Source organism: Mastigocoleus sp. MO_188.B34 (genome assembly GCF_030065675.1).
GTDB lineage: Bacteria > Cyanobacteriota > Cyanobacteriia > Cyanobacteriales > Nostocaceae > Mastigocoleus.
In genome coordinates this window covers 1-23,478 of record NZ_JASJDK010000078.1, presented here as the reverse complement: position 1 = coordinate 23,478, position 23,478 = coordinate 1, and the positions used below count along the sequence as shown (strand labels likewise).

General features: G+C 35.3%; 16 protein-coding genes and 1 pseudogene. 9 read left to right on the top strand and 8 right to left on the bottom strand.

The features are described from left to right. Positions 1 to 15 precede the first annotated feature (15 nt). Positions 16 to 969: an SGNH/GDSL hydrolase family protein gene (locus QNJ50_RS18155; protein ID WP_300637758.1), complete on the top strand. Its 954-nt coding sequence runs from the start codon at positions 16 to 18 to the stop codon at positions 967 to 969. A 454-nt stretch (positions 970 to 1,423) separates the two neighbouring features. Here the strand turns inward: QNJ50_RS18155 and QNJ50_RS18150 are convergent, their stop codons facing one another. Continuing rightward, entirely contained in the window at positions 1,424 to 1,645 is a 222-nt protein-coding gene (locus QNJ50_RS18150) for a hypothetical protein (protein ID WP_300637756.1), read from the bottom strand. Positions 1,646 to 1,939: 294 nt separating this feature from the next. Between QNJ50_RS18150 and QNJ50_RS18145 the strand changes: the two are divergent. The 6 genes and pseudogenes from QNJ50_RS18145 to QNJ50_RS18120 all read left to right on the top strand — a co-directional run. Continuing rightward, a pseudogene (locus tag QNJ50_RS18145) lies at positions 1,940 to 2,317 on the top strand (ABC transporter substrate-binding protein); the annotation flags it as partial. 495 nt (positions 2,318 to 2,812) lie between these two features. After that, positions 2,813 to 3,961: a sodium-dependent bicarbonate transport family permease gene (locus tag QNJ50_RS18140; RefSeq protein ID WP_300637754.1), complete on the top strand. Its 1,149-nt coding sequence runs from the start codon at positions 2,813 to 2,815 to the stop codon at positions 3,959 to 3,961. Between the two features lie 120 nt (positions 3,962 to 4,081). Continuing rightward, positions 4,082 to 4,399, top strand: a complete 318-nt coding sequence (locus tag QNJ50_RS18135; protein WP_300637752.1) for a hypothetical protein — start codon at positions 4,082 to 4,084, stop codon at positions 4,397 to 4,399. Between the two features lie 208 nt (positions 4,400 to 4,607). Further along, on the top strand, positions 4,608 to 5,021 hold the full coding sequence (locus QNJ50_RS18130) for a thiol-disulfide oxidoreductase DCC family protein (RefSeq protein WP_300637750.1): 414 nt from the start codon (positions 4,608 to 4,610) through the stop codon (positions 5,019 to 5,021). 386 nt (positions 5,022 to 5,407) lie between these two features. Then, complete coding sequence (locus tag QNJ50_RS18125) at positions 5,408 to 6,070, top strand: VOC family protein (RefSeq protein ID WP_300637748.1); 663 nt, start codon at positions 5,408 to 5,410, stop codon at positions 6,068 to 6,070. A 235-nt stretch (positions 6,071 to 6,305) separates the two neighbouring features. Then, on the top strand, positions 6,306 to 7,193 hold the full coding sequence (locus QNJ50_RS18120; protein WP_300637746.1) for a hypothetical protein: 888 nt from the start codon (positions 6,306 to 6,308) through the stop codon (positions 7,191 to 7,193). Between the two features lie 347 nt (positions 7,194 to 7,540). Here QNJ50_RS18120 and QNJ50_RS18115 read toward each other — a convergent pair whose 3' ends face one another. The 7 genes from QNJ50_RS18115 to QNJ50_RS18085 form a co-directional block, all read right to left on the bottom strand. Further along, positions 7,541 to 8,473 (bottom strand): phytanoyl-CoA dioxygenase family protein, encoded by a 933-nt coding sequence (locus tag QNJ50_RS18115; protein ID WP_300637744.1) that lies wholly within the window; start codon positions 8,471 to 8,473, stop codon positions 7,541 to 7,543. 1,221 nt (positions 8,474 to 9,694) lie between these two features. Further along, positions 9,695 to 11,260, bottom strand: coding sequence for an NAD(P)/FAD-dependent oxidoreductase (locus tag QNJ50_RS18110; protein WP_300637742.1), 1,566 nt, complete (start codon positions 11,258 to 11,260; stop codon positions 9,695 to 9,697). Positions 11,261 to 11,514: 254 nt separating this feature from the next. Continuing rightward, complete coding sequence (locus tag QNJ50_RS18105; RefSeq protein ID WP_300637740.1) at positions 11,515 to 13,923, bottom strand: hypothetical protein; 2,409 nt, start codon at positions 13,921 to 13,923, stop codon at positions 11,515 to 11,517. Positions 13,924 to 14,023: 100 nt separating this feature from the next. Further along, positions 14,024 to 15,775: a phospholipase D-like domain-containing protein gene (locus tag QNJ50_RS18100; RefSeq protein WP_300637738.1), complete on the bottom strand. Its 1,752-nt coding sequence runs from the start codon at positions 15,773 to 15,775 to the stop codon at positions 14,024 to 14,026. Next, complete coding sequence (locus QNJ50_RS18095; protein ID WP_300637736.1) at positions 15,772 to 17,379, bottom strand: AAA domain-containing protein; 1,608 nt, start codon at positions 17,377 to 17,379, stop codon at positions 15,772 to 15,774. Before QNJ50_RS18095 ends, QNJ50_RS18100 begins: the two co-directional genes overlap by 4 nt. Further along, positions 17,376 to 18,989 carry a DUF2357 domain-containing protein gene (locus tag QNJ50_RS18090; RefSeq protein WP_300637734.1) on the bottom strand — a complete coding sequence of 538 codons (1,614 nt, stop codon included), beginning with the start codon at positions 18,987 to 18,989 and terminating at the stop codon, positions 17,376 to 17,378. Before QNJ50_RS18090 ends, QNJ50_RS18095 begins: the two co-directional genes overlap by 4 nt. After that, on the bottom strand, positions 18,986 to 22,063 hold the full coding sequence (locus QNJ50_RS18085) for an AAA family ATPase (protein WP_300637732.1): 3,078 nt from the start codon (positions 22,061 to 22,063) through the stop codon (positions 18,986 to 18,988). Before QNJ50_RS18085 ends, QNJ50_RS18090 begins: the two co-directional genes overlap by 4 nt. A 478-nt stretch (positions 22,064 to 22,541) precedes the next feature. Here QNJ50_RS18085 and QNJ50_RS18080 point away from each other — a divergent pair, with 478 nt between their 5' ends. Together QNJ50_RS18080 and QNJ50_RS18075 are read left to right on the top strand one after the other, a co-directional pair. Next, complete coding sequence (locus tag QNJ50_RS18080) at positions 22,542 to 22,847, top strand: pentapeptide repeat-containing protein (RefSeq protein WP_300637730.1); 306 nt, start codon at positions 22,542 to 22,544, stop codon at positions 22,845 to 22,847. 53 nt (positions 22,848 to 22,900) lie between these two features. Further along, a complete protein-coding gene (locus tag QNJ50_RS18075; RefSeq protein ID WP_300637766.1) occupies positions 22,901 to 23,278 on the top strand; it encodes a tetratricopeptide repeat protein in 378 nt (125 codons plus the stop codon). Positions 23,279 to 23,478: the final 200 nt, after the last annotated feature.

Sequence of the window (23,478 nt, the reverse complement as noted above, 5' to 3'; positions counted from 1 at the left end):
CCTAGGTGTACCAAGGTGAAGATAGGACTACTAATATTGTTTGCAATCGCCGGATTATTTCTAATATTGGAAGTAGGACTAAGACTAATATTTGGTTTTGGTAATCCTTTAATATACATTGGTGATACTCGAATTGGTTATTTATTAGCACCAAATCAAAAGACTCGACGTTTTGGAAATCGCATTGAAATTAATCAATATTCTATGCGCGGTAGATCCATAGATAAAAAACCACCACAATTAACTCTGCGTTTGCTATTACTAGGAGACTCTATTGCAAATGGTGGTTGGTGGACAGACCAAGAAAATACTATTTCTAATCTGATGGTGGATTCTTTAAAAGCAAAGGAAATTGCTAATTACAAACATTTTGAAGTGTTGAATGCTTCCGCTAATTCTTGGGGTCCAAGAAACGAATTGGCTTACTTACAAACATTTGGTAACTTTAACGCCCAAACCGTAATCTTATTAATTAATACTGACGACTTATTTGCTACAGCCCCTACCTCACTACCTGTAGGACAGGATCGCAATTATCCAGATAAAAAACCACTATTAGCGGTCGCAGAAATTATCAACCGTTATTTGGTACAGCAAAAGCCCATACCAGAGCTACAAGCGATTCAGCAAGAGGGTGGCGATAGGGTTGGGGTAAATCTAGAAGCAATTAGTAAAATCAAACAAATTACTGATAACTCCCAAATTAATTTTTTATTGCTCATGACCCCTTTATTACGGGAATTGGGTGAACCCGGTCCCCGCGACTACGAAATCAAAGCTCGCGATCGCCTAACTGAATTTACCAAAGCTCAAAATATCCAATATATAGATTTTCTGCCAATATTTAATTCAATTGTGGATACAAAATCTCTGTATCACGACCATATCCACTTAAATCTACAAGGAAACAAAGTCATTAGTAGAATTATTGAAGAAAAAATATTGCAACTATTGGCGGACAAAAAATAAAAATTCAACAACCTTATTCTGAAGCAAAAGGATTCCAGACCCTGATTTGAGTTTTGGTTTGAGAATTGTGCTTTGTTCACCAGATCTCACTTGAGGAACATTGCTACGGCTTTATATTGCAATCATATTTAATTTGGGGCTTATTTAATTTAGGGCTTATTGTTAAAAAAGTCCTTTGCTAGGGAACAGTTTTAGCTTTATTATTTTCATTTTTTTGAACTCCAATAAATTGAAAATGCAAGATTGGGAATGCAAGATTTTTAAGCCTTATACCCCTATTATCTTGAACTTTTATTATCTTGAACTTTTTCTCCAAAAATAGCCTGAAAAGCTTACAAGATAAGAGTTTTAAAGTTATTCAGTAGATCCTAATTTACAAACATATAATTCCCGTATAAATACCACAGAGCTTGCGGTGTCGGCGTTATTCTCTGTCGTATTTCTAGCAAAAAATTTAGGCATATCTAAATGGTATTTTTCTGTCGCTTATAAAATCAATACCAGTTTCAAAAAATACCACCACACATGAGTTCTTTAAATCTGTTCCCTGTCTTGGTGCGCATTCCCACCCTGCGGGGTGGCTACGCCGGATGCAACTTGCTCTGTTGCGGGGTTCTCCCGGAGGGAGATGCTTTGCTAATGCACCGCTGTTCTTTGTTCCCCGTTCCCTGTTCACTGTTCCCCATCCCCTATAAACATATTTTATATATATTGACAAAGTCTATCTTTTTACAAGTAAAAACTTATTCTAAGAAAAAATTTCACTTTATATAAATAATTTTAATCAAAAAAGGTTTTAAGTTAGAGTATATTTTATACTATAGATAAAAACGAACAAAGATATTTTTACCATAGGCTTTTATCTATCTTCATATCGCTAATACTTAACCATAAGTTGTTTTGTAATTTCTATATTAATTGGACTTATTTAAGTGCCAATCTATAGAAAGATAGGTTGTTCGGGGGTTTTATGTCTGATTTATCTCAATTTTCGCGTCGCAGATTTTTGACAACTGCTGCAGCATCTGGATTTAGCGCAGTATCACTCAAGGCTTTTGGTAATCCTCCAGAGTCTGGTAGGGCAACAGCTACAGAACAAATAGAAGTAGCAGATATTAGTCATGAAATGATGCCAGAAACTACTAAGGTTGTTCTGAATTACATTCCGATTATTGAAGCTGCACCTTTAGTTATTGCGAAAGAAAGAGGGTTTTTCACCAAATATGGCATGATCGATGTGGAAATTTCCAAACAAGCAAACTGGGCATCAGCCAGAGATAATGTCACTGTTGGTTCTCAAGGTGGGGGTATTGATGGGGGTCAATGGCAAATGCCTATGCCTCACCTCACATCTTGCACCTGGTAATTTGAATGTCAATTTCTTGTAAATGTCAATTTCTTAACTAACCCTATAATGTCACTTTCTGGTTTTTAATAATACCAGAAAACTTTACTGATTTCTTGAAATTTACAGATGGTAAGGATTTTAAAATGCAAAATTTAGAAATTAACACAATTTAATATATTTCTTGCATTGCTTGATTTTATATTAGTAAATAAATCCGCCACTGCTTTGCGTACAAAAGTTTCAAGATTAATAAAATTCAAATTTTCTCGGAGAGTCACATTATAGGACTAAGTGCCACTTCTTTTAGATGTCCAAGTATTTAGTAAAAGAAGTAACACTATCAACTGTGGAAATATTGTTTGGAGCGAAACCTTGTCTTTCAGGATACAACGCACCGGGATGCAAATGCATTCTTAGTGACGGGTTGAATCGTCGCTGCGGATGCCTGGAGCTTGCCGTCCTGACCCCTAATATTTAATTAAGGAGGAATTAAACGTGGATTTTTTGTCCGATTTCTTGAAGCTCTTCCTAGATAAGTTGCAGTCCCCGACACTCGGCTTTCTGATTGGTGGTATGGTCGTTGCCGCCGTCAATAGCAGACTGCAAATTCCAGATGCAATCTATAAGTTCATCGTCTTCATGCTGCTCATAAAAGTCGGCTTGAACGGCGGCATTGCGATCCGCAATGCCAATCTAGCACAGATGTTGTTGCCCGCAATGTTCGCCATGGCAGTGGGGATCCTTATCGTGTTCATTGGGCGCTACACGTTGGCCAAGCTGCCGAAGGTCAAAACCGTGGATGCCATTGCGACCGCAGGTTTGTTCGGTGCCGTGAGTGGCTCTACCCTTGCCGCCGCCCTGACGATATTGGAAACGGAAAGCATCGAATATGAGCCCTGGGCAGCCGCACTCTATCCCTTCATGGATATCCCTGCACTCGTGACTGCGATCGTCTTAGCCAGCATTTATATCCGCAAGCAGCGCGATACCGCAGATGAGAATCTCAGCAAGCAGAAGTCTCTCAGCAAGCAGCGTGTTACCGCAGGCGGGCATCCCAGCGAGGAGCCCGGTACCGCAGGTGATTTCGGGGAGCAGGATATTGTCGCAAGCGGGTATCCCAAGCGCGATACCGCAGGCAAGCGGGTCAAGATATGGCCCATCATCAAGGAAAGCCTCCAGGGTTCCGCCCTATCGGCACTGCTGCTCGGCCTCGCTCTAGGCGTGCTAACCCAGCCGGAAAGTGTCTATGAGAGCTTCTTCAATCCCCTCTTCCGTGGTCTGCTTTCGATACTGATGCTGGTAATGGGTATGGAGGCTACGACAAGGCTTGGTGAACTGCGCAAGGTGGGTCAGTGGTATGCCCTATATGCCTTTGTCGCACCACTTTTGCATGGCTTCATTGCCTTCGGTTTCGGTATGATTGCCCATATCACCACGGGATTTAGCCTTGGTGGTGTAGTGATTCTGGCCGTCATTGCTGCCTCCAGTTCAGACATCTCAGGGCCACCCACTTTACGAGCTGGTATCCCATCAGCCAATCCCTCTGCCTACATCGGTTCGTCCACAGCCGTCGGCACGCCGGTTGCGCTTGCCTTGGGAATACCGCTCTTCATCGGACTCGCCCAAGCGCTGATGGGCAATTGATCCCACATGGTTTGTGGTCTGCCGGTGTTCCCCTCGCCTGGTGACCAACGCGGCAGCTAGATGCCGTTTTCCTGAGTTTTTATGTAGTTCAATGAATACACACGTCTAGAGGTAATCAAAATGACCAAGCAAGCCAGCAAGCTCGTCATCGTCACGGAAAAGTTATTGCTGAACAAGATCGCCAAGATCATCGACGAAGCCGGGGCTACCGGTTATACCGTGGTGGACGCTGGCGGTAAAGGCAGTCGCAACGTGCGCTCGTCGGGACAGCCCAGCGTTTCCGACACCCATTCGAATATAAAGTTCGAGGTGCTCACCCCCACTCGGGAAATGGCTGTGAAGATTTCGGATGAGGTCGCAGCGCAGTTTTTCGACGATTATTCCGGTATTGCCTATCTCTGTGACGTGATGGAGGTACTGCACGCGCACAAGTTCTAACCCAAACCCAGCCGATCAAACCAAAAAAGCCAGGTACAGTAAGCTAAGCTATCGCTGATGAAACTCTGTAAACTCTAATAGCGCGATCGCAAGTTATATTGACTTGCGTGTAGCGCTATATTTTTATAAATTTTTTTACAATATATTTAAATGTATGTAATTGAATCGAAAACTTCCTTAACCATTTATTAAGGTAAATTTAAAATCTATGGATTATTACGTAATTTATGACGGCAATTGCAATCTTTGTGTCACCCTAGTACAATTCCTAGAAAATCTCGATCAGGGAAATTTATTCGGTTATGTTCCCATGCAAGATGAAGAAACCTTGTCACAATGGGGAATTACATCTGCCGATTGTAATATGGGAATGATTTTAATTGATGCTGAAAATCCCCAACAGCGTTGGCAAGGAAGTGATGCGGCAGAGGAAATTGGACATTTGTTACCTCTTGGTAAAATATTTGTTGATGCTTATCGTGCTTTACCTGGAATGAAATGGACTGGCGATCGCATTTACGAGCAGGTTCGAGATAATCGCTATACGCTCTTTGGTAAACGCAGCAGTACTTATAATTCGACTTATTGTGTGGATGGAAGTTGTAATAATTTGGGGAAATAATTGGTAATGGGTAATAGGTAATTATGTCTATAAACTAAGAAGTTTGATTATTTCAACACTTCTCTAGGGTATTTATAAATAAAAAATAAAATTTTGTAGGGTGTGTTAGGCGCGCAAGAGAATGTCTTTTTTTCGTTGCCTTTATCATCGCGTCGTAACCCACCGCCTATATTATCTTGATACAGATTTGATTCTTAAATTAAAGACAGTTAGTTTCTAGTTAACAATTTGAGCTTCTGCAAAAAAAAACAATAAATCGGTCGGGTTGCGATCAAGAAAATATTTTTGTAGAGTGTGTTGGGCGCAAGTAGTAATCTAATCTTGGGCTAAATAACTAATATGCTAATTTATTTTTTAGAATATTTATTATACAAAAAATCAGACAAGTGAAAACAGGTTTAGATCATATCGTCATTGGTGCTGCAACCCTCGAACAGGGCGTTAAATATATTAAAGATTATTTGGGTGTTGATATACCACCAGGTGGCGAGCATCTTCATATGGGTACCCACAATCACCTAATGCAGTTGGGGAATGAAGTTTTTCTTGAGGTCATAGCTATCAACCCCAAAGCTGTAGCACCTAAACGACCGCGCTGGTTCGGACTCGACGATCCTTTTGTTAAAGCTCAGCTTGAATTTCAACCAAGGTTACTCACTTGGGTTGTGAACACCCCTAACATTAACTCATTGCAACAACAAAGCAGATTTAACTTTGGTGCGATCGCATCTATGAATCGTGGTGATATTGAGTGGCTGATTACTGTACCAGATGATGGAAGTCTTCCGGGTGCAGGAATATTACCCACATTAATTGAATGGCGAAATGATAATCACCCGAGCAATCGATATCCAGATTTGGGTTGTTTTTTACAAAACTTAGAAATTTATCATTCAAATGTAGATTGGCTGAGATTTATTTTGCAGTCCGTAGGTGCAGACCAATGCGTTGAACTTTTTTCTCTTCCTGCAAATGTTGCACCTTACGTGGTTGCTCATATTCAGACACCGTCAGGAGTTAAACAACTTAGCAGTAAAGTTTTTGCGTAATTACACTTCACTTGTATAATATATGACTTATAAACCAGGGCTACTTGCAGTGTTTAGACTTTATAGCAATAAAATGTAAGAGCTTAAATGTAAGAGCAACCTAATTACAGTAACCGTAAAAACGTTTACATTAAAATCTCTATGATTAAACTCTCGATAATTTAATAGGCACAAGAATCAAAAATCAACAGTCAATATACATCTGCAAATATCTACCAGAAACACATATATAAAAATGAAAAATAATAAGCTCTTATTATTTGTTTTATTGCCTTTAATTTCTCTCAATATAGTTTGTATATATTTGTTTTCGTCATTTCCTGCATATTCGAAACAGAATAATACTCCAGAGCCTAGACTCGCAAATTCTAAATGCGATCAAAAATATCCTGAATCGATTTACCCCGAGGCTAAAGCTTATTGTGATGGGCTCGCAGAAACCAAGAAAACTGAACCAGAAGAAATATGGAGAAATCTCACAGCAATAGTAGAACACAATAAAAAACTTATATGGGAAGATGGAAATATTAATAGTCGGGTTCTAGTGTTGACTTGGACTAGCTGGAATGGATATGAAAAAAATCTCGGTAAATCTATGTCCCTTGAAAGAGATGTCTGGGTGACAGCAGTACCAGATTTAAGAGAGTTTTGTACCCAATACAGTAATACTAAAAATATCAATAACAAAGTAACTCTGTCCTACAGGATTAACCAATTATTAGGGTTAACTCCAGAAAAACCAGAAAAAAATCAAAGACGCAAACTAGTAGAAATATGGGTAGAGCCAAAATATTTATTTAGACCTACCCCAGATCCAGAAATTACTGATCGTGAAGCAGAGCTAGATTTTTCTCGCTCAAATCTGTTTGTGTCTGTTTCTAATAAATATAAATACTGGTTCTTCCACCAATGGATGACTAATAATTATCCATGGACCAGACTGGGATATACCTACGACTGGGGAAAAGATAGTCACTGGAAAACAATCGATCCCAATAGACCGGTTAATGTAGGTCTGAGTGAATTTATTATCAGAAAAGGATCTTCGATAAAAGTCCATTCAGTATCGAAGGCAGAAAATTATTGTCAGTCGAATTTAAATGTAATAGGTATTAGAGATTGAGACTCCTGCGCCTAAAAGAAGTGGGTTTTGTGCTCCGATACTATAACAGAACTAACAATAGTGTCATTGTGGTGTAAACAACCCCAGGGCTAGAAGCCGGAGGCTGTCAGTAGCCCTGTATCCCAAATAGTTAATTGAACAGGCTTGAATGCCTTAGGCTTAATAACACATCTGAGAAACGAACCTCCAGGAATGCTTACAGACTGCCCCCAATAGGGAAATCATACTTGCACTATTAAAATCAGCATCACCACTCCAATTGCACTTTTTGTTTGTACATTTGAAGGATTTATTGGAGCGCAAACCAATATGTGAAAGTAATTTCCAATAGGCTGTTGATTTAACACTTATCCTTTTCTTTTTAAAGTTCCTCGATAAAGCTTAGCTGCAAAGTTGAAAGCCTCAGGGGAAAAGCGAAACAAAGTATCCTTACAAATTCCAAAAAAAGAATCCTTGGGAGTTAGATCGATGATTTGATCTGTAAATTCGACATTTGGGTGCAAAATAGAATTTTCAAATTCTGCCTCACATCCTTTGTTAAATTTTAATGGTTCCCCTAAATCGCTTCCGTATTTGTAGTGCATAGTCGCAATCATATGTCTCACTCTACCAGAATAATTTGGCATTCCTCGGTGCCAAACTTGTGTATGCCTAATTAATAAGCTGCCTTTTTTAGTATTTGCACGAATTGGTGGGGCAATTTTTCGACGATCTTCAAATACAGATGGTGGAATTCTAGTTCCAACATCTCTAATTAAATGTGTTCCAGGCCAAAGTTCAATACTACCATTGTGCTCAGTAATGTCGGTCAAACCTATATTGACAATTAAAGCTGTATCATCACCATCAACATGAATTGGCTGGGATTTGCTGTCCGGACAGTTAGCATTAGCACTATAGGACTTGATAAATGTATTATCTCCAAATGCTTCCTTAGTTACCTGTGCGGCAAAAGAATTACTGATAAGTTCTCGAAAAACATAAGGAGCATAACGAGGAGGCGATGGTTGTAAGTGTCCTTTAACTCTGCCGATAGCGTTCCAGTTAGGGTTAACTAAAAGCTTTTTAGTATCCTCATCTATTTTTTCATGTAGAGTATCCAAGCATTCATGTGGTACGGCATTTTCTAAAACGACGTAACCATGTGTCTTCACCGCACTAACTGCGAGAGCACAAGCTTCTGGTGACATTTCACCCTTAATTAATTCTTGCGAGGTGATAGTTACACTTGTGGGACATTCATTAACAATCACATCTTTTTGAATTTTTTCTACAGTCATGGTTAATTTCTAATTATATGTAGTACATAAATATGGGAGTTAATTACTCTCTATCACTTGGCAAGTAAAATTATCTGTGTATTTATAGTCGAGTGACACTAATTATGAATTATTTTCCCTCAACAAAATATTAGATTATCTTGTCCGATTCATTAATGACTTACTTTTAATTACTAATAAATTAATTAGCAATCAGAAAAACAAGGCTATTAAATTTTTCTTGTAGATAATGAAGTTTTGCTTTGATTTTTTTGTAAATACATTGCAAAACAGTAGATGCAAAATAGCCTTTAAATTAAGTTAACTTTTCTAAATGTTTAGTTAGGTTCTGTTAAATTTAACCTATACTTTTAAAGATTTCAGCAAAAAATAAAATTAATAAATATTGATTCAGATTTTATAGCTTCCGAGAAATAAAGAATATTCACGTAAGCCCTAATTCTCTTTCAATAATCCTGTAAGATTATCGCACCCAAACAATTTACATATGTATATCTTACTACGTTTTTTTGCTTATTTTACGTTTTTTGCTTATTTTTTTTAGCTCTTCGGTTATTTTTATGGAAAAATAGGTTAAAAATCGTTGAAACACTTATAGAATGAAGGTTTTGGATTTAAAAATTACCATCATTCTTTATAACCCTTGTCTCGCAAGGATTTTGTTCAAATCAATCTTCAATTTCCACAAAAGGAACGCAAGAAACTTTTTTTTCTCAATACAAAACATAATGCAAATTTACAAACTAATTTAAAAATAAAAATTATTTTCATAAATACTGTATTTCGAGATGAAAGAATTATATAAACATTGGCTTTTATTTTTTTATCCACCAAAAGAAATATTTTCGATCTCTCAACATTTTTAGTTCAGGAATTAAATATAAATTCTAGACACCATAAATTGTTTGAGTTATTTTTAATTGGAAACAATTTATGACGGAAGTAAAGCTTATTTGTACATTTGTATTTAATTTTAACAATCACCTAAGTTAAATCACAATCACCTAAATTAAATCACATATCTTTAGTTAGGGAAAATTAAGTTTCCATTAGAAAGTTTGGTGTTGCTTAATTATACGATAATCCTACTCCCATAAATACACAACAAGATTTAGAATTTAAGGGGCTGTAATTATGATAGGACAGATATTTTGTCCTTGTGTTCTACATTCTGCGATAAATATAGGTGTAGTCAGCGTTTACCAGATACCTTATGTCGTATTAAGTACAAAACTTCAATATTTCCCAATGCTTATTTACTGGTGCTAAAGTATTAGCAGCGATCGCACCGCTAGCAGCAACTGCAGGTAAACCGATTCCAGGAAATGTGGAATCTCCACAACATAACAAACTAGAGATTGGTGTCATGGGACCGGGGAAAAAACCTTTTCCAGCAGCAATAGCAGGACCATAGGAACCATTATGACGACGGAGAAAACGTTGGTGAGTTAGGGGAGTCCCTACTAGTGTCACTTCACAACGCTCGCGAATATCAGGAATAATTCTTTCTAAAGCTTGCCACATTACCTCTGCACGAGCTTGCTTTTGTCGTTGATATGCTTCACTTTTTCGATCCATCCCTTCCCAAACTTCATATGGTTCATTACCAGGAGTATAAACGTGAATTGCGTGCTTACCTTGGGGTGCTAACCCTGTATCCAGCAAGGATGGTATCGATATTAACACAACATTCTGGGGCGCAGTTACTCCTTTACTCCAATCATTAACGACAATGTAATGACAAGCCAAATCTGACCGAATATTTTCAGCATTAATTCCCAAATGTAAATGCATGAAACTATTACATTCAGGGGTTTTTTGTCGTTCTCGGACAAATTTCTGTGGTAAAGCTGCTTGTGGTAATAATTTTAAAGTGTCCCAAACAGAAGCATTGGAAACTACAGCTTTACGAGCTTTAATTTGTTTCCCATTCCGTAAATTCACTCCTACCGCACGATTATTCTCAACTATAATTTGCTCGACATGGGCTCCTAAAATTAACTTTCCGTTGTTACGTTTCAGTCCCCGTACCAATGCATCAATTATTGCTCCACTGCCACCAATGGGATAATCTAAAGCTACTCCGGGTTTGTACCATTCCGCAAACATAAAAGCCATCTCTGCAGCACTTGTTCCACTCGCAGGAAGTCCGGACAGCAAGAAGGAGAGTAAATCTAACCAGTTAAGAATAAAAGAATCTGCGATCGCGCCATCAATCAAATCGGCGAAAGAGCCAGTTAGCTTGGTGACATTTGCAGCATGTTTTAATAAAGATGGTGCATATTTCCCCATGGTGAACGCAGCACCGAAGTCAAAACGCATAGCCATGGGAGGAATTGCTGTTGCTGCACTTGCTAATGGTGCCATAATTTTTTGTAGTTTGCGCCACTGTCTGACAGCTTCATTTCCGCGCAATTTGGCTAACACTTCACAAAACTGGTCCGCTCCAACGGTTGTATCAAAGTCACCTTCTGGTAAACAGCAACCCCAAGTATTATAGGTTTGCCACGATGCGTCTTCACCAATAATATCTAGAACCTGTCGCAAAGGGTTGTTAGAAGGACTTTGGGAAAGTCCGGAATATAACGAGGGTCCGGAATCAAACTTAAAGCCATTGCGTTCAAAGGAATGTGCAGCACCACCCGGGATCGAATGACTTTCGCAGACGGTGACGTCAAAGCCGTAGTGTGCTAAGAGTGCAGCACAACTCAAACCACCAATACCGCTACCAATAACAATTATGTCTGTATATAAATCTGTAAAATTAGCGCTATCAAAATCATTCATTGCATTTATCGAAAGAATGAATATATACCTTCTTTTATTCCAAAGGCAGTTATTGTTTTAAGAGAGCTAAATATATAACCCCAAAGTTATTGTACATGAGTATATAGCAGGAAAATTTTAAACATACTAGAACGCTGAATATGAAATCAAATTCTTAGAATAAAGCTGATTACCGTAACTAATTCTATAAATACATTGTATTCAAGAAATAATTATTTATATATTAAATGACAACAATCTAGGGTTTTTTTTATTTAAACTTGCACAATATTACCAATGTCATCTTCTGTAGAGTAACCATCAACCATTTCTTGAAAGAATTGATTCAGTGACTTTTCTTCACTTACCGCTCTTAAAATAATCCTATCAGATTGGAAATGTTCAATAACCTGTTGAGCTAGTAAAAATTCATCTGTTCCTAGCTTGCAAAAATCTGTATCACGGTCGCGGAATGTAAGCAAGTAAAGTAAGCTTAAAAAAGCATTTTGCTTATACTGTCCGTCAAAATATTGATGAGGTTTGCTTAGGAGATATTCCATAATCGCAATCAAATTATTTCGATATTCTACAGATACGGCTGTAGAAGAAAAATTATAGTACCAAAGTAAAATCCGACCATAACCCCACATATATTGGCTATTCTCTGATTTATATAAAGAATCAAAATAAGAAAAGTAGTGGTTTTGAAGTTCTTCTTTTACAGCGACTCTAGCAAGACACTGCAAATATTCCTTACCAAGATTTCGATATGTAATTTGATTAACTAGATTGAATTGAATATTGAATAATTTTTCCAGATTGATATATTGCGAAAATTTATACAGTTTTCCAATAAAAATAATTCCATCTGCTAATAAGTTATTTTGTGATGAGTTCATCTTTTGATATTTCGTAGAATTAATTGTACCGCATATCATATCAACCAATTTATCAAGCTTTATATTTTCAATTTCTGTTTGAATTTTACTCACAATTATATCTGAGTTTGGTGAGTCTATAAATAATAGTAAATCCCTTTGATTATTTGTATTATTAATCTCACTTATCCTTATCTGTCGGTAAGCTTTCTGAAGTAAATTAGTCAATTTTTGATAGTTATTTGGTCTATTTGGGCTATTATCAAACTTATTCAATTCTTCATTAAGCTGTGATAGATAACTTTGAAATCTTGATAGTTTATCAGGTTCTCGTAAGTATTTTAGTTGCTCTAAAGATTTCTGAGAACGGGTTTCAAAAATTTTCTGCGGTGGAATATAACTATAAGGTATCTGTTGTCTATCAATCAAAGAAGTTTTTATTTTATATTTACCTCTTAGGTCGCTAACTTTAAGCTCGGGGAAAGAACCAGGCTTCAAGTTAAATTCTATACGAACGCGAATATCCTCGGTTCCTTGATAGTTTTCAAGCTGAATCTTGTAGTCTTGAGGAACATCATTTCTACAGTAGTCATTACCATTCACTCGAATAGGTAAAGTAGCATTATCTCTACCCTGTCGTATGCGGACAAAATCTTGATTTAAACTAGGAATATTACCAATGAAATTTGTGATTTTACCTTCATAAGAAATCAGATTTTCTTGGTTAGATAATTGTATCCATTGTTTTGATAATCTTCCTCGCTCATCGGAAATACCAACAGCGAACTCTATGCAATCGAGATAAATACCGAATAGGGGAAATTTTTGACTGTTTTTTTCTTCCCAGATTCGATTGAATTCTTCATGTATCGGATTTAGATAGATAAATTCTGGGAGAAGTTGTTGAATACCTGTAAAAATATTGTACTGACTGGTTAAGATAAACTGATATTGAGGATTATTCTTTGCAATAATCCCTAAAGATTCAATGTTGAGTTCCCTACCCATCATTTCACCAAGTTCAACTCTTGATAAGGTTATTTTTTTATATAAAATTTTATTTCCGTATAATAATTCAATTATTAAATCAAATCTATCTTCTTTTACGTAATTATTTATTTCTTTAAAAAATGCTATTTTTTGCAAGTAATGAGCTAGATGATTAACTGTCTTAATATTTTGATAAAGTTCATTAAAATTATCAAGCAAAATTCGTTTCGATATTGTCTGGCAAATCTTATTATAAACATCTACACTGTTAATAATTTTGTTATTATCATTAATAATAATTGGTTTTTTTGTATTCAGAATTGGTACTAGATATGAGCTATTGTTTGTATGTGATAAATTAATCGGAATCAAGCGATCGCATGGGAAACAGTCTAAATCAATAAATACTAAAGGTTTATCGATTTGATACTGAGCAATTTGAGAATAATGATTCCAGTAATGATAAGCACTGCTGTATAAGTAACCGTCGTGTTGTTCCAACAAATTACTGGTGCTTAGTGTCATTAAATCCACTGTATCTCGGATAATAAATAATCTCTTTTTATCTCCTTGAGTTAATTTACTACCAATTTTCGTATAATTTGTATTTTCATTATTAATTGTTAGTTTTTGCGGTAAGGTTACAGAATTAATTGGTTCCGGTAAATAAAAATTATTTGCATATTTTTGTATGAATGATTTATATTTGGTTGGTAAATCGCCATACTGTGGAATTACTTGTTCTTTTGATTCATTAAAAATATGTGTGTATTGACAACATTCTACGTATGATTCTAAATTAAATAATCTTGTCATATTTTAAGAGCTTAAGTTAATAGTATTCAAATAATAAATTTATTTTTCAACTAAATTCCTGTATAAATGTAAAATTTACATTTACAAATACCCAAAAATTTTATCTATGGAGCAACTGAAATGTATTGGGATTTAGTTGGGTTATTTGCTGACGTATTTTGTCAATTTCTGTTGAATTAGTTGTTTTGTACATTAAATCATTTAAAGATAAAGCTCTTGGCTTAAAATTAAAATTAATTCCTCCAAGATAAGCTACTTTATCTCCTAACAATGTAATCTTGGCGTGCAAATTGTTGATTCTTTGAATGTTCCAGTTATTATGATGCATTGATATTTGAGAATCGATATAAATTTGAGTATCTAACCGACGTAAATATTGTTCTATTTCTGAAGATGGTTGAAAGCTGCGGCTATAAATTTGTACTATTCCTCTAAAATTACTTATTTCTCTTATCAAATCTCGATGATATTGATATGGTGTCAATAAATTTGAATAATTTTGATTATTTCTTTGATGGTTTGAATGTAGAGAACTTAAAACAAAACCATCAAAATTACTCGCTGCTATTACTCCATCTTGGCTTTTATATTCCCAAAATTGGCGAAATAAATTCATCAATTGCTGATGAACTGGAGTATTTTGACAGACTGTACCAGCTTCCATATTAAAATCTAAGCTACCTCTAGTCAGATTACAAGAACCTAAGTAAGCATGTTTTTCTGAAAGATAAGTTTTGAGGTGAAAGCTACCACTACGAATGTAAATATTAGGTTGCTGTAACAGTTTTTTTAAACAAGCTATCTTACGTTCATTAGAACGCTGATACTGTTGAGGTAAAGCTACATTATCGGATACTTGAGTGTCAATTCTATCAACGACATCATCTCTTAAATCAGTTAAAATCCAAACTCCTTGGGATAATTCTTGAGATTTTTCACAGATTAATTCTGTTAAATGCTCGTCTTCAATAATATAACTAGATATTAAAAGAAATTGACTGGCTTCGGAAATTATTGTTTTTAATCTGGAACGATTTTCAGCCCTACTAATTAAAAATTCGGATTGTGCAGTTAAATTAGAATCTGTTTGGAGTTGATTAGGTAAATTAATAATTATTGGCGATTTATAGCTTGACTGATACTTCTCAACTAGTAGTTGAGCTGCTTCTGGTAAGATAGATATATCGCCATAATTCAATGATAAGAATGTAATTACTGCTTTTAAATCTAAAGATAAATCCTCTATTGAAAAGCAGATGTTTAGATTCGGATTGTCAGGTATGGAAATTCGAAAATTATTTTTGTTAGCAGATTTTTGGACAAAGTGAATTTTATCAATATCCGGTAATTGCTCCCAATATTTATGACTCTGATACCAAATATTATTGGCAAAAATATCAGATAATCCTGGATGAAAAGGTTTTTCTAAAATAACTGTGTAGTTTCCTATTTTTTCTGATTCACTACCTGCAAAATAGGGAATTTGTGGGTCATCTGGTGTGATATTTAATGGAACTTCTACTTCTGAACAACAAAATTGATAAAGATAAATTTTAGTTACCTGCGAATTTAAATTAGATTTCACAGGATGAAGAAGTTTTAATAATGGTATTTGATAAAGTTCACTTTCTTCCGCTATATCTCGTGCTTGTTTCAATAAGTTAATTAGAGTAGCTTCTGGAAGAAAGTCTAAGCCAAAAGATTGATGTAACAATTGAAGAGAACATCTACGATTTTCAGTAGCTGCTCCTTGTACTTCTTGAAGTAATTCAACTAGAGATACAGGAGATGTTTCTGTTCCACTTGATAGTGTACGACGAAATATTCCTTGTAATTGATATTCAACTTTCATGATAAAACCACTGTACGTTCTATGTGTAATTGTGGGTGAGATAAAAAAGAGCGCATGAGAGCACTATGCTGCGACCAGATATCATAATCACCAAATAAAAATAAATATGATTGTCCTCGCGTTATCGCAATATTTATATCTTTTACAGAAACATTTTCAGGATGTCCTGAAAAACTGATAAATACTATTTCACGTTCAATTCCTGTCCATTCTGATACTGTACCAATTAGAATTTCATTACATCTTTGAGATAATTTATTTCTCAAATAATCTCTTTCTTGGCGCTCAAAAGTGATAATACCTATTTTATGATTGAGTGATATTTCAAAACTTTGAATAAATTGAATAATCTGCTCGTCTCTTCTTTGGTTACGTGTATTTTGCCAAAATAATCTATGTCTGATTTGGGGGAAATGACAATCAAACTGTGAAAATTGGTTTAAAATCCAGCGATCGCAAATTACTGGATAAACAAGATTTGCAATTTCTGGATGTAGACGAAATTGTTCTGTTAGTTGATAACGATAAGCTGGAAGTAAGTGCTGATTTAGCCACTTAAAGCATTCGGGAGAGCGAGTAAAAAAAGATTGATTTTGAGAAGATTGATTTCGAGAAGATTGATTTTGAGAAATTCTAGAAAATTGCTTGGGAAGTTCATTTCCAAATAAAACAAGTTTATTCCCTAATGTAGACAATAGTATTAGTTTGAAGCAAGTTAAATACTCTGCTTCTTCCACAATTACTAGATCGAAGGACTTTTTCCACAGAAATGGATCCTGAATTTGTATAAAATCATCAACAGTACCCACGACTGAAGCTTGTGGGTTTTCAATTAATTTATCTGCAATTTCTGCAACTGCATTTTCAGATAAATTGTTATAAAGCTGATTCAATTTCAACTGTTGCTGTAACAAGGGTTTTAATCTCTGCAAACGATAAGCAAGTAGTTGTAGTCGTGAATCTCCTAAATCAGGAAAATCCTGTTGTAACAGTTCGATGAGTTGTTGTGAATTATTTTGAATTAATGGCAAATATTTTTCTAATTTAGCTGCTGTTCGTAGCTTTGTAAGTACCTCATCAGGGAGCAAATGCAATGGTAAATAATCTATTTTTGGATGCGCTAAATGTTGAGTACGTAATTCTTTAATTAGCCAATCGCGATAGTTTTGTTGTTGAGAAATTCTAAAAGGATAACCTGGTAAATTACAGTAAGCATTTAAAGTTGTACTATGATGAGTTAAAAGTAAAACTCGTTTAGAACAATTAATTGCAGCTTCTACTAAATTTTTAGCAATACGGGTTTTACCTGTACCGGGAGAACCAGCAATCAAAGCGATCGCACTATTGGAAACAGCCATTTCTAATGCTAATTGTTGACTAGCATTTAAAGGAATAGTTGGATGAATAGCGGGAAAATTTAAAGCTGATTGTTCTGTAAGATAAACTGAACCGTGACAAACAGTCTCGATAATTAATTTGGTTGGTAGTGCTGGGGAAGTATGTAAACTTATCAATCTTTCCCATTGAGTTTGGTTAATTTTTGAAAAATCCTCGGATTGATATATTAGTTTTTGCAGTTCCATCCAAAATTGTTGCTCGTTCATACCGCAGACTCCACTACTGACTGAATTAGATTTATTATGAAAACAGTAGTTTGGGAAAAACCTTGTTCAGCGATCGGGTCTGGTAATTTACATAGCAACAATTGACCTTCGTAATGGTGTTCTATTTTCTGTGTCGAGGCTGAAGTTTTGGGATAAATTTGTAAATAAAACAGTAGTCCTTTGAGAAAAAAATTATTATTCTTTTTGTTATTATTGAATTCTCGCAAATATCTATGACAATCTGTTAACAGCTCATCACTTGGACGATACCAAAATACCCAAATTGGTAAGATAAACTGTTCTGTTTTTAATTCCTTGGACTCCAAATTATGTATTTCTAATGTCAGTACCCAATCAAAAAAGTATTTTTGTTGTGGCTTGCTTAAAGAGAAAATATAAACTTGATTTTGTAAAAAAACTGGAATTTTTACATGATTTTTTTCTGAAAGATAACGTCCTCTATCTGGAATTGCATTACCAAAAATACTAGCGAGTGGAGATATTACAGTTCCTTGAAACTGCAGTAAAGCTGCTATTAGACAAAGATATACTGTATCAGCCAACAATTGATTGCGAAATTGCCAGATATTTTCTTTTTCATGTCGTTTTTGAATATATTCTAAATAAGCCTGATAAAAACTTCTATATATGGGATTTTGCTGCAAGACATAATTAGGTTTAGTAAAATTAAATCCCCGATCTTGAATTCCCTTTAAAGATACTTCTTGAGTAAATAAATCAATAGTCAAACGAAATTTTGATATTTCCTTCTTATATTGTGATATTTTACTTTGCTCGTATCGATCGCAATTTAAATGAAGAATTTTACTAAAATAAACAAGAAACCTATTCTCTGGCGTATTAAAATCTTGATAGCGTTTAATTCCCATCAATTCTTGCTTGGAACCAGCTTTTTCTGCTGGAGTTCTCCCAGGACGACGGACGTAGTCCCTAAGACAATAGGAATCCATTTCTTGAATTCTACCTACAGACATTAATTCGGCTTGTCTTCTCAACTGATGACGTAGTTTACTCCCAATAATTTCTAATTTGCGTCTGAGTTGATAACGACGTTCTAAACTGATTGCTATAGGAATATTCGCTTCATCAATCTTGATATTATCTAAGATGTTTGGTAATTGTGTTAATAGGATATTCTGTGTCATCTTTGAATATCCAAAAATATTATTTGCAAACATCCCGACAAAAAGCCGAATCAGAGGAGCTACTGTATTATCTAAACTCTCCCCTAAATTTTGCTTCCATTCTCTTAATTCTTCTTCTTCCTTAATACTTTCCAAATCTAAAACTTCATCCCTAACACAGAATCTATAGGATTCATCACTAATCGATATATTAAAAATGTACTCTAACTGATAGTTCTCATCTTTGATATTCGCTACCTTTAAGTAAGGAAAACCAATTTCATAGGCTTGATCGCCAATAGGAATTAATAAAGCTTCAGTTGATAAATCTGCTTCTGCTTCAGAATCTAAGACAATAACCGGACGCTGACTTGCACGTAATGTAATACTATGGGGAATAGTAGTGTAGGGAATAGGTTGGGAATCATTTAAATAGGCAAACAGGCTAGGATAAACTTTCATCATACTGACTCTTCCTGATAAACTAATCCTTGCCAATGAAATTGTCCGTAACGTCCTTCACGAGCTTTCTTAAAAGCTTGTGTTAGCGATTCATCACCTATTTCTTCTATAATCTTTTCTAATTCATCTAATTGCTCTTGAAAGTCATCAATCATCAATCCCCGTAATTTGGGTAAGATTTTTTGTCCAAATTGATCCGCGATCGCAATTTTCGCAAATTGAAAAGATTCTGTATTATTATCTTCTACCCCAGGATAATTAACTACATATTGAGTAATTCCTTGATAGACACGGTGAGCAAAAGGATGACCCATTTGTGCCATTATGTTATTAGTTATATTTAGATATTCTTTAACTATATTGACAGCATTAGAATCAGAAACTGGTGTTTTTATCCATTGTTTGAAATCAGAATAAGCTAGGTACTCTGAAGATGTAGTACTATTATTTTTCCGAGAATTACTTTGACGTAACTGTAAATATTGAGGTTTACCGAAGGTAATTACATTCGCTCTATCTAATACTTTATCGGATAAAGACTGAGTACTTTCATCTTCGTTCATCGTTCCCACAAATAAGAATTCCTTAGGGATTCTTAACCTGCGTTGATTATCTTGAATTGGTAAGCTACCGACATCAATTTCTAAATAAGTATCGTGGCTACGACGAGTTTCTAACTTAGAGAGGAAATCGCTAAAGTAATATTCTACTCTTGCTAAATTCATCTCATCTAATAACACTATTACCATGCGATCGCGCATTGTACTCTCGTGATTGTATTGATATAATCCCCGCATCAAATCAGTCGGCTTAAATTTCTTCTCCACATAGTTATAAAACCCCTGCAAATCTTGAGGAGAATCCCAACGAGGTTGTACAGCAAGGGTTAATTTTTGCGCTCCAATATAATCAGCATATCTTTGCGGTAATTCACTTTTTCCCGTACCACTGATTCCCGCAAGAATAACTAAAGCCGAAATATCTTGCACTTTTAATGATGTATGGAATGCATTAATTACTCGTCTGGGAAATACTAACCCTTGTTGCTTGATATATTCAGTAAAGTTTTCCAAGAATACTTTTTCACCTTGACTATCTGTAGCGATATTCTGCTTATTTTTTGGTAGATTTGACCACAGCTTTTGTTTGAGAGAGCGTAGTGCAACTTTAGAACTATTCTCTAAATTACCTATTTCTCCTCTTAAGATGTTAATCTCTTCTTGAATTTGCTCTTTTTCTTGCTTCAAGCTAGCATTTCCTTCTTCAAGAGTAGCTTTAATTCCATTTAAATTTCGCTTTTCTCGATCAAGTTCTCTTAGTTGTGAATCTTTATCTCTAATTTGATGATTCAGGTTCCGTAATTTCTGCTTTAATTCTTCAACTCTTTGATATTCTTGTTGATTTTGTTGAATTGCTTGTAATATACGTTGCTTCTCAGCCTCTAGTCTATCTATTTGTGGTCTGAGTTGATTGACTCTTGATTCAAAGTTTTCTTTTTCATTGAACAGTCCATCGTAGGTAGCACGTAATAATTCCAGTTCACTCGCACGTTGTTCCAACTGCTGAGATTTAGCTTGTAGCTCTTGGATACTTGTATTAAGTACATCTAATTTTGCTGTTTTAGCATTATATTCTGATTCAATAGCTTGGAGTTTTTGCTTTTGTTCTGTTAAAGTCTTAATCTGAGAACGTAAAGCATTAATTTCACCTTCTAAACCTGCTTTCTCCAAGCGAAACTGCTCAATTCGTGATTGTAATTCTTCTAATTTTACTAAGCTCGGTTGTTTTTGATTAATAGCAGAAATTCGTTGCTCTAATTCTTCTTTTTTCTGCTTAAGATTTATTAAATTCTGTTCCGATTTTTTAGATTTAGCTTGCAGTTCTTGAATATTTGTATTCAATACATTTATCTGTGCTTTTTTGGCATTATACTCTGATTCAATATTTTGGAGATTTTGTCTTTGCGCCCCTAAAGCATTAATTTCACCTTCTAATCCTGCTTTTTCCAAGCGATACTGCTCAATTTTTGATTGTAATTCTTCTAATTTTAATAGCCTCGGTTCTTGTTGCTTAATAGTAGAAAGCCGCCGCCATATTTCTTCTTTTTCCTGCTTTATATTCGTTAGGTTTTGTTCTAACTGCTGAGATTTAGTTTGTAGCTCTTGAATATTTATGTTGAGTGTATCTAGCTGTGTTTTTTTTGCATTATATTCTGATTCAATACCTTCAAGGTTTTTCTTTTCTCCTGCTAAATACTCAACTTGAGAACGCAGAGAATGAATCTCACCTTCCAAGCTTGCTTTATCTAAGCGAAATTGCTTCACTTGTGACTGTAACTGTTCTAATTCTGATAAATTAGGGTATTCTTGATTAAGAATCGCAACTCGTCGCTCAAGTTCTTCTTTTTGTTGCTTGATATTTGTTAAATTCTGTTCCAGTTGCTGATATTTAGTTTGTAGCTCTTGAATATTTGTATCTAGTGCACCCAACTGTGCTGTTTTAACATTATATTCCGATTCAATATATTGAAGTTTTTGTTTCTCTTCTTCTAAAGGCTCAATTTGAGAACGTAAAGCATTAATTTCACCTTCTAAACCAGCTTTATCTAAGCGAAACTGCTTAACTTGTGACTGTAATTTTTCTAATTCTGATAAGTTAGGGGGTTCTTGATTAATAGTAGAAATTCGCTGCTCCAGTTCTTCTTTTCGCTGCTTGAGATTTATTAGGTTCCGTTCGACCTGCTGTAATTCTGCTTTCTTCTGTACAAATTCCCCTTCAACTGTTGCTAAGCTTTGTTGGAATTTTCGTAGTTGTGTCACTCGTGCTTTTAAGATTGGGAGTTCTGCTTTTACCTTTTCCCACTCTTCTTGTTTGAGTACTTGTGTCTTTAATTGCTCTAGTTGAATTTTTGCTTCTTGTTCTTTCCTATCCTCTAATTTGCTGGAAATACCTGCTCCTATAATCGCTCCCGTCGTACTTCCTAACAAAACTCCATTTGAACTACCGACTAAGGATGCTGTTATACCGACTCCGAGTGTAAGTGAACCTACTATCAGTAAGTGTGATAACTTCTCCATCCTGAACCCTCATCAATCTGTAGTTTCGGTAGCTCAGTTATTTTTATAAGATAAAACAATTACTCTTAGCATCGTAAAAATTACGAGTATTACCCGATATATAGCATTTATTTCATATTCAGTTTTTCTGTTTTTTAACCAGTCACGTAAGTAAAAGAGGCGATGATGTATTTTGTATATGCCATATTATTTCTCCACTATGGCTATATATAAGGAACTAAGTTACCAATAACCCAATACAGTTCAGTTAAGACTTTTTTTAAAACAAATACCACTGTAGAGACGCGACAGAGCCTGCGGCGTCGGCGTTAGCCTCTGTCGCGTCTCTACCAAGAAATTTAGGCTTATCTGAACCGTATTGACCAATAACCAAGTATGAAGAACAAAATTCACAAGCATATCGTCAGCTATTACAAATATTATTTTCTATCTATGTAATATTCTTGCTCAGAAATAAAAGTTATAGTCAGAAAATATTATGATGACACCTAAATTTATTACAGCGAAATCTATCACAACTACATCTAAGCCATCACTATCGAAGTTATTACAATTTCAGTTACATAAATTACCAATTATTTTTTTAGTATTGACTTTACTTACTCCTTTAGTCTTTTCCTCTTCAGTGTACGCCCGCGCGGAACAAAATACCAAATATGCTCAACAACAGGAAAATCCAAACCTCAAAAAATTATTAGAAACTAAAAATTGTTCTGGCTGCAATCTCAGAAGAGTAAACTTAAATCGCGCCAACTTAAGAAACGCTAAACTAAATCGTGTTTAACTCAGTACAAATTCAAAAATTACCAGTTAGCTCTCAACGACTTTAACCAAGCGATTAAATATTCCCACCGGTGGAAACAGGTATTTTATCATCGGGGACGTACACGCTTTGCAGTTGGGAGATTTCGAGATGCAACTAAAGATTTCGACCGAGCAATCAAAATTGATAAAAACTACATCGAAGCTTATTATCAACGTAGTTTAGCTCGCTTTGCTCGTAAAAAATACAAAGACGCGATCAAAGATAGCGATCGCGTAATTAGCCGCAATCCCCATTATGCTGGAGCCTATGAAAATAAAGGTAATTCATTCTTAGCTTTAAAAAAGACAACAGAAGCTAGATTAGCTTTCCAACAAGCAGCTAAAATCTATTCCCAAAAGCAGCATAATTCTGACTTACAAAGAGTTAAGAAAATTCTTGCTCAATTGTAATGATGTTGCTGTTATGGGACTATGATTTGATTATTATTAGCTCATGGTGCCCTCTGGGCATAAAATTGAGTATTGTAGTGGACTGACACGCCTAAAATGATGCAATAGATTTGTCCTAAAATTTATTTCAATTAATGATTTTTGGATTTTGCTAATGCACTATTTTAGCTGTGTCAGTCCAGTAGGGTGCGTTAGACGGA

Excerpts from the sequence above, each read along its gene's own strand:
- QNJ50_RS18130 (WP_300637750.1), top strand. The coding sequence starts at position 4,608 with ATGGATTATTACGTAATTTATGACGGCAATTGCAATCTTTGTGTCACC.
- QNJ50_RS18090 (WP_300637734.1), bottom strand. The coding sequence starts at position 18,989 with ATGATGAAAGTTTATCCTAGCCTGTTTGCCTATTTAAATGATTCCCAA.
- QNJ50_RS18105 (WP_300637740.1), bottom strand. The coding sequence starts at position 13,923 with ATGACAAGATTATTTAATTTAGAATCATACGTAGAATGTTGTCAATAC.
- QNJ50_RS18115 (WP_300637744.1), bottom strand. The coding sequence starts at position 8,473 with ATGACTGTAGAAAAAATTCAAAAAGATGTGATTGTTAATGAATGTCCC.
- QNJ50_RS18080 (WP_300637730.1), top strand. The coding sequence starts at position 22,542 with ATGATGACACCTAAATTTATTACAGCGAAATCTATCACAACTACATCT.
- QNJ50_RS18095 (WP_300637736.1), bottom strand. The coding sequence starts at position 17,379 with ATGAACGAGCAACAATTTTGGATGGAACTGCAAAAACTAATATATCAA.
- QNJ50_RS18100 (WP_300637738.1), bottom strand. The coding sequence starts at position 15,775 with ATGAAAGTTGAATATCAATTACAAGGAATATTTCGTCGTACACTATCA.
- QNJ50_RS18085 (WP_300637732.1), bottom strand. The coding sequence starts at position 22,063 with ATGGAGAAGTTATCACACTTACTGATAGTAGGTTCACTTACACTCGGA.
- QNJ50_RS18110 (WP_300637742.1), bottom strand. The coding sequence starts at position 11,260 with ATGAATGATTTTGATAGCGCTAATTTTACAGATTTATATACAGACATA.
- QNJ50_RS18135 (WP_300637752.1), top strand. The coding sequence starts at position 4,082 with ATGACCAAGCAAGCCAGCAAGCTCGTCATCGTCACGGAAAAGTTATTG.
- QNJ50_RS18120 (WP_300637746.1), top strand. The coding sequence starts at position 6,306 with ATGAAAAATAATAAGCTCTTATTATTTGTTTTATTGCCTTTAATTTCT.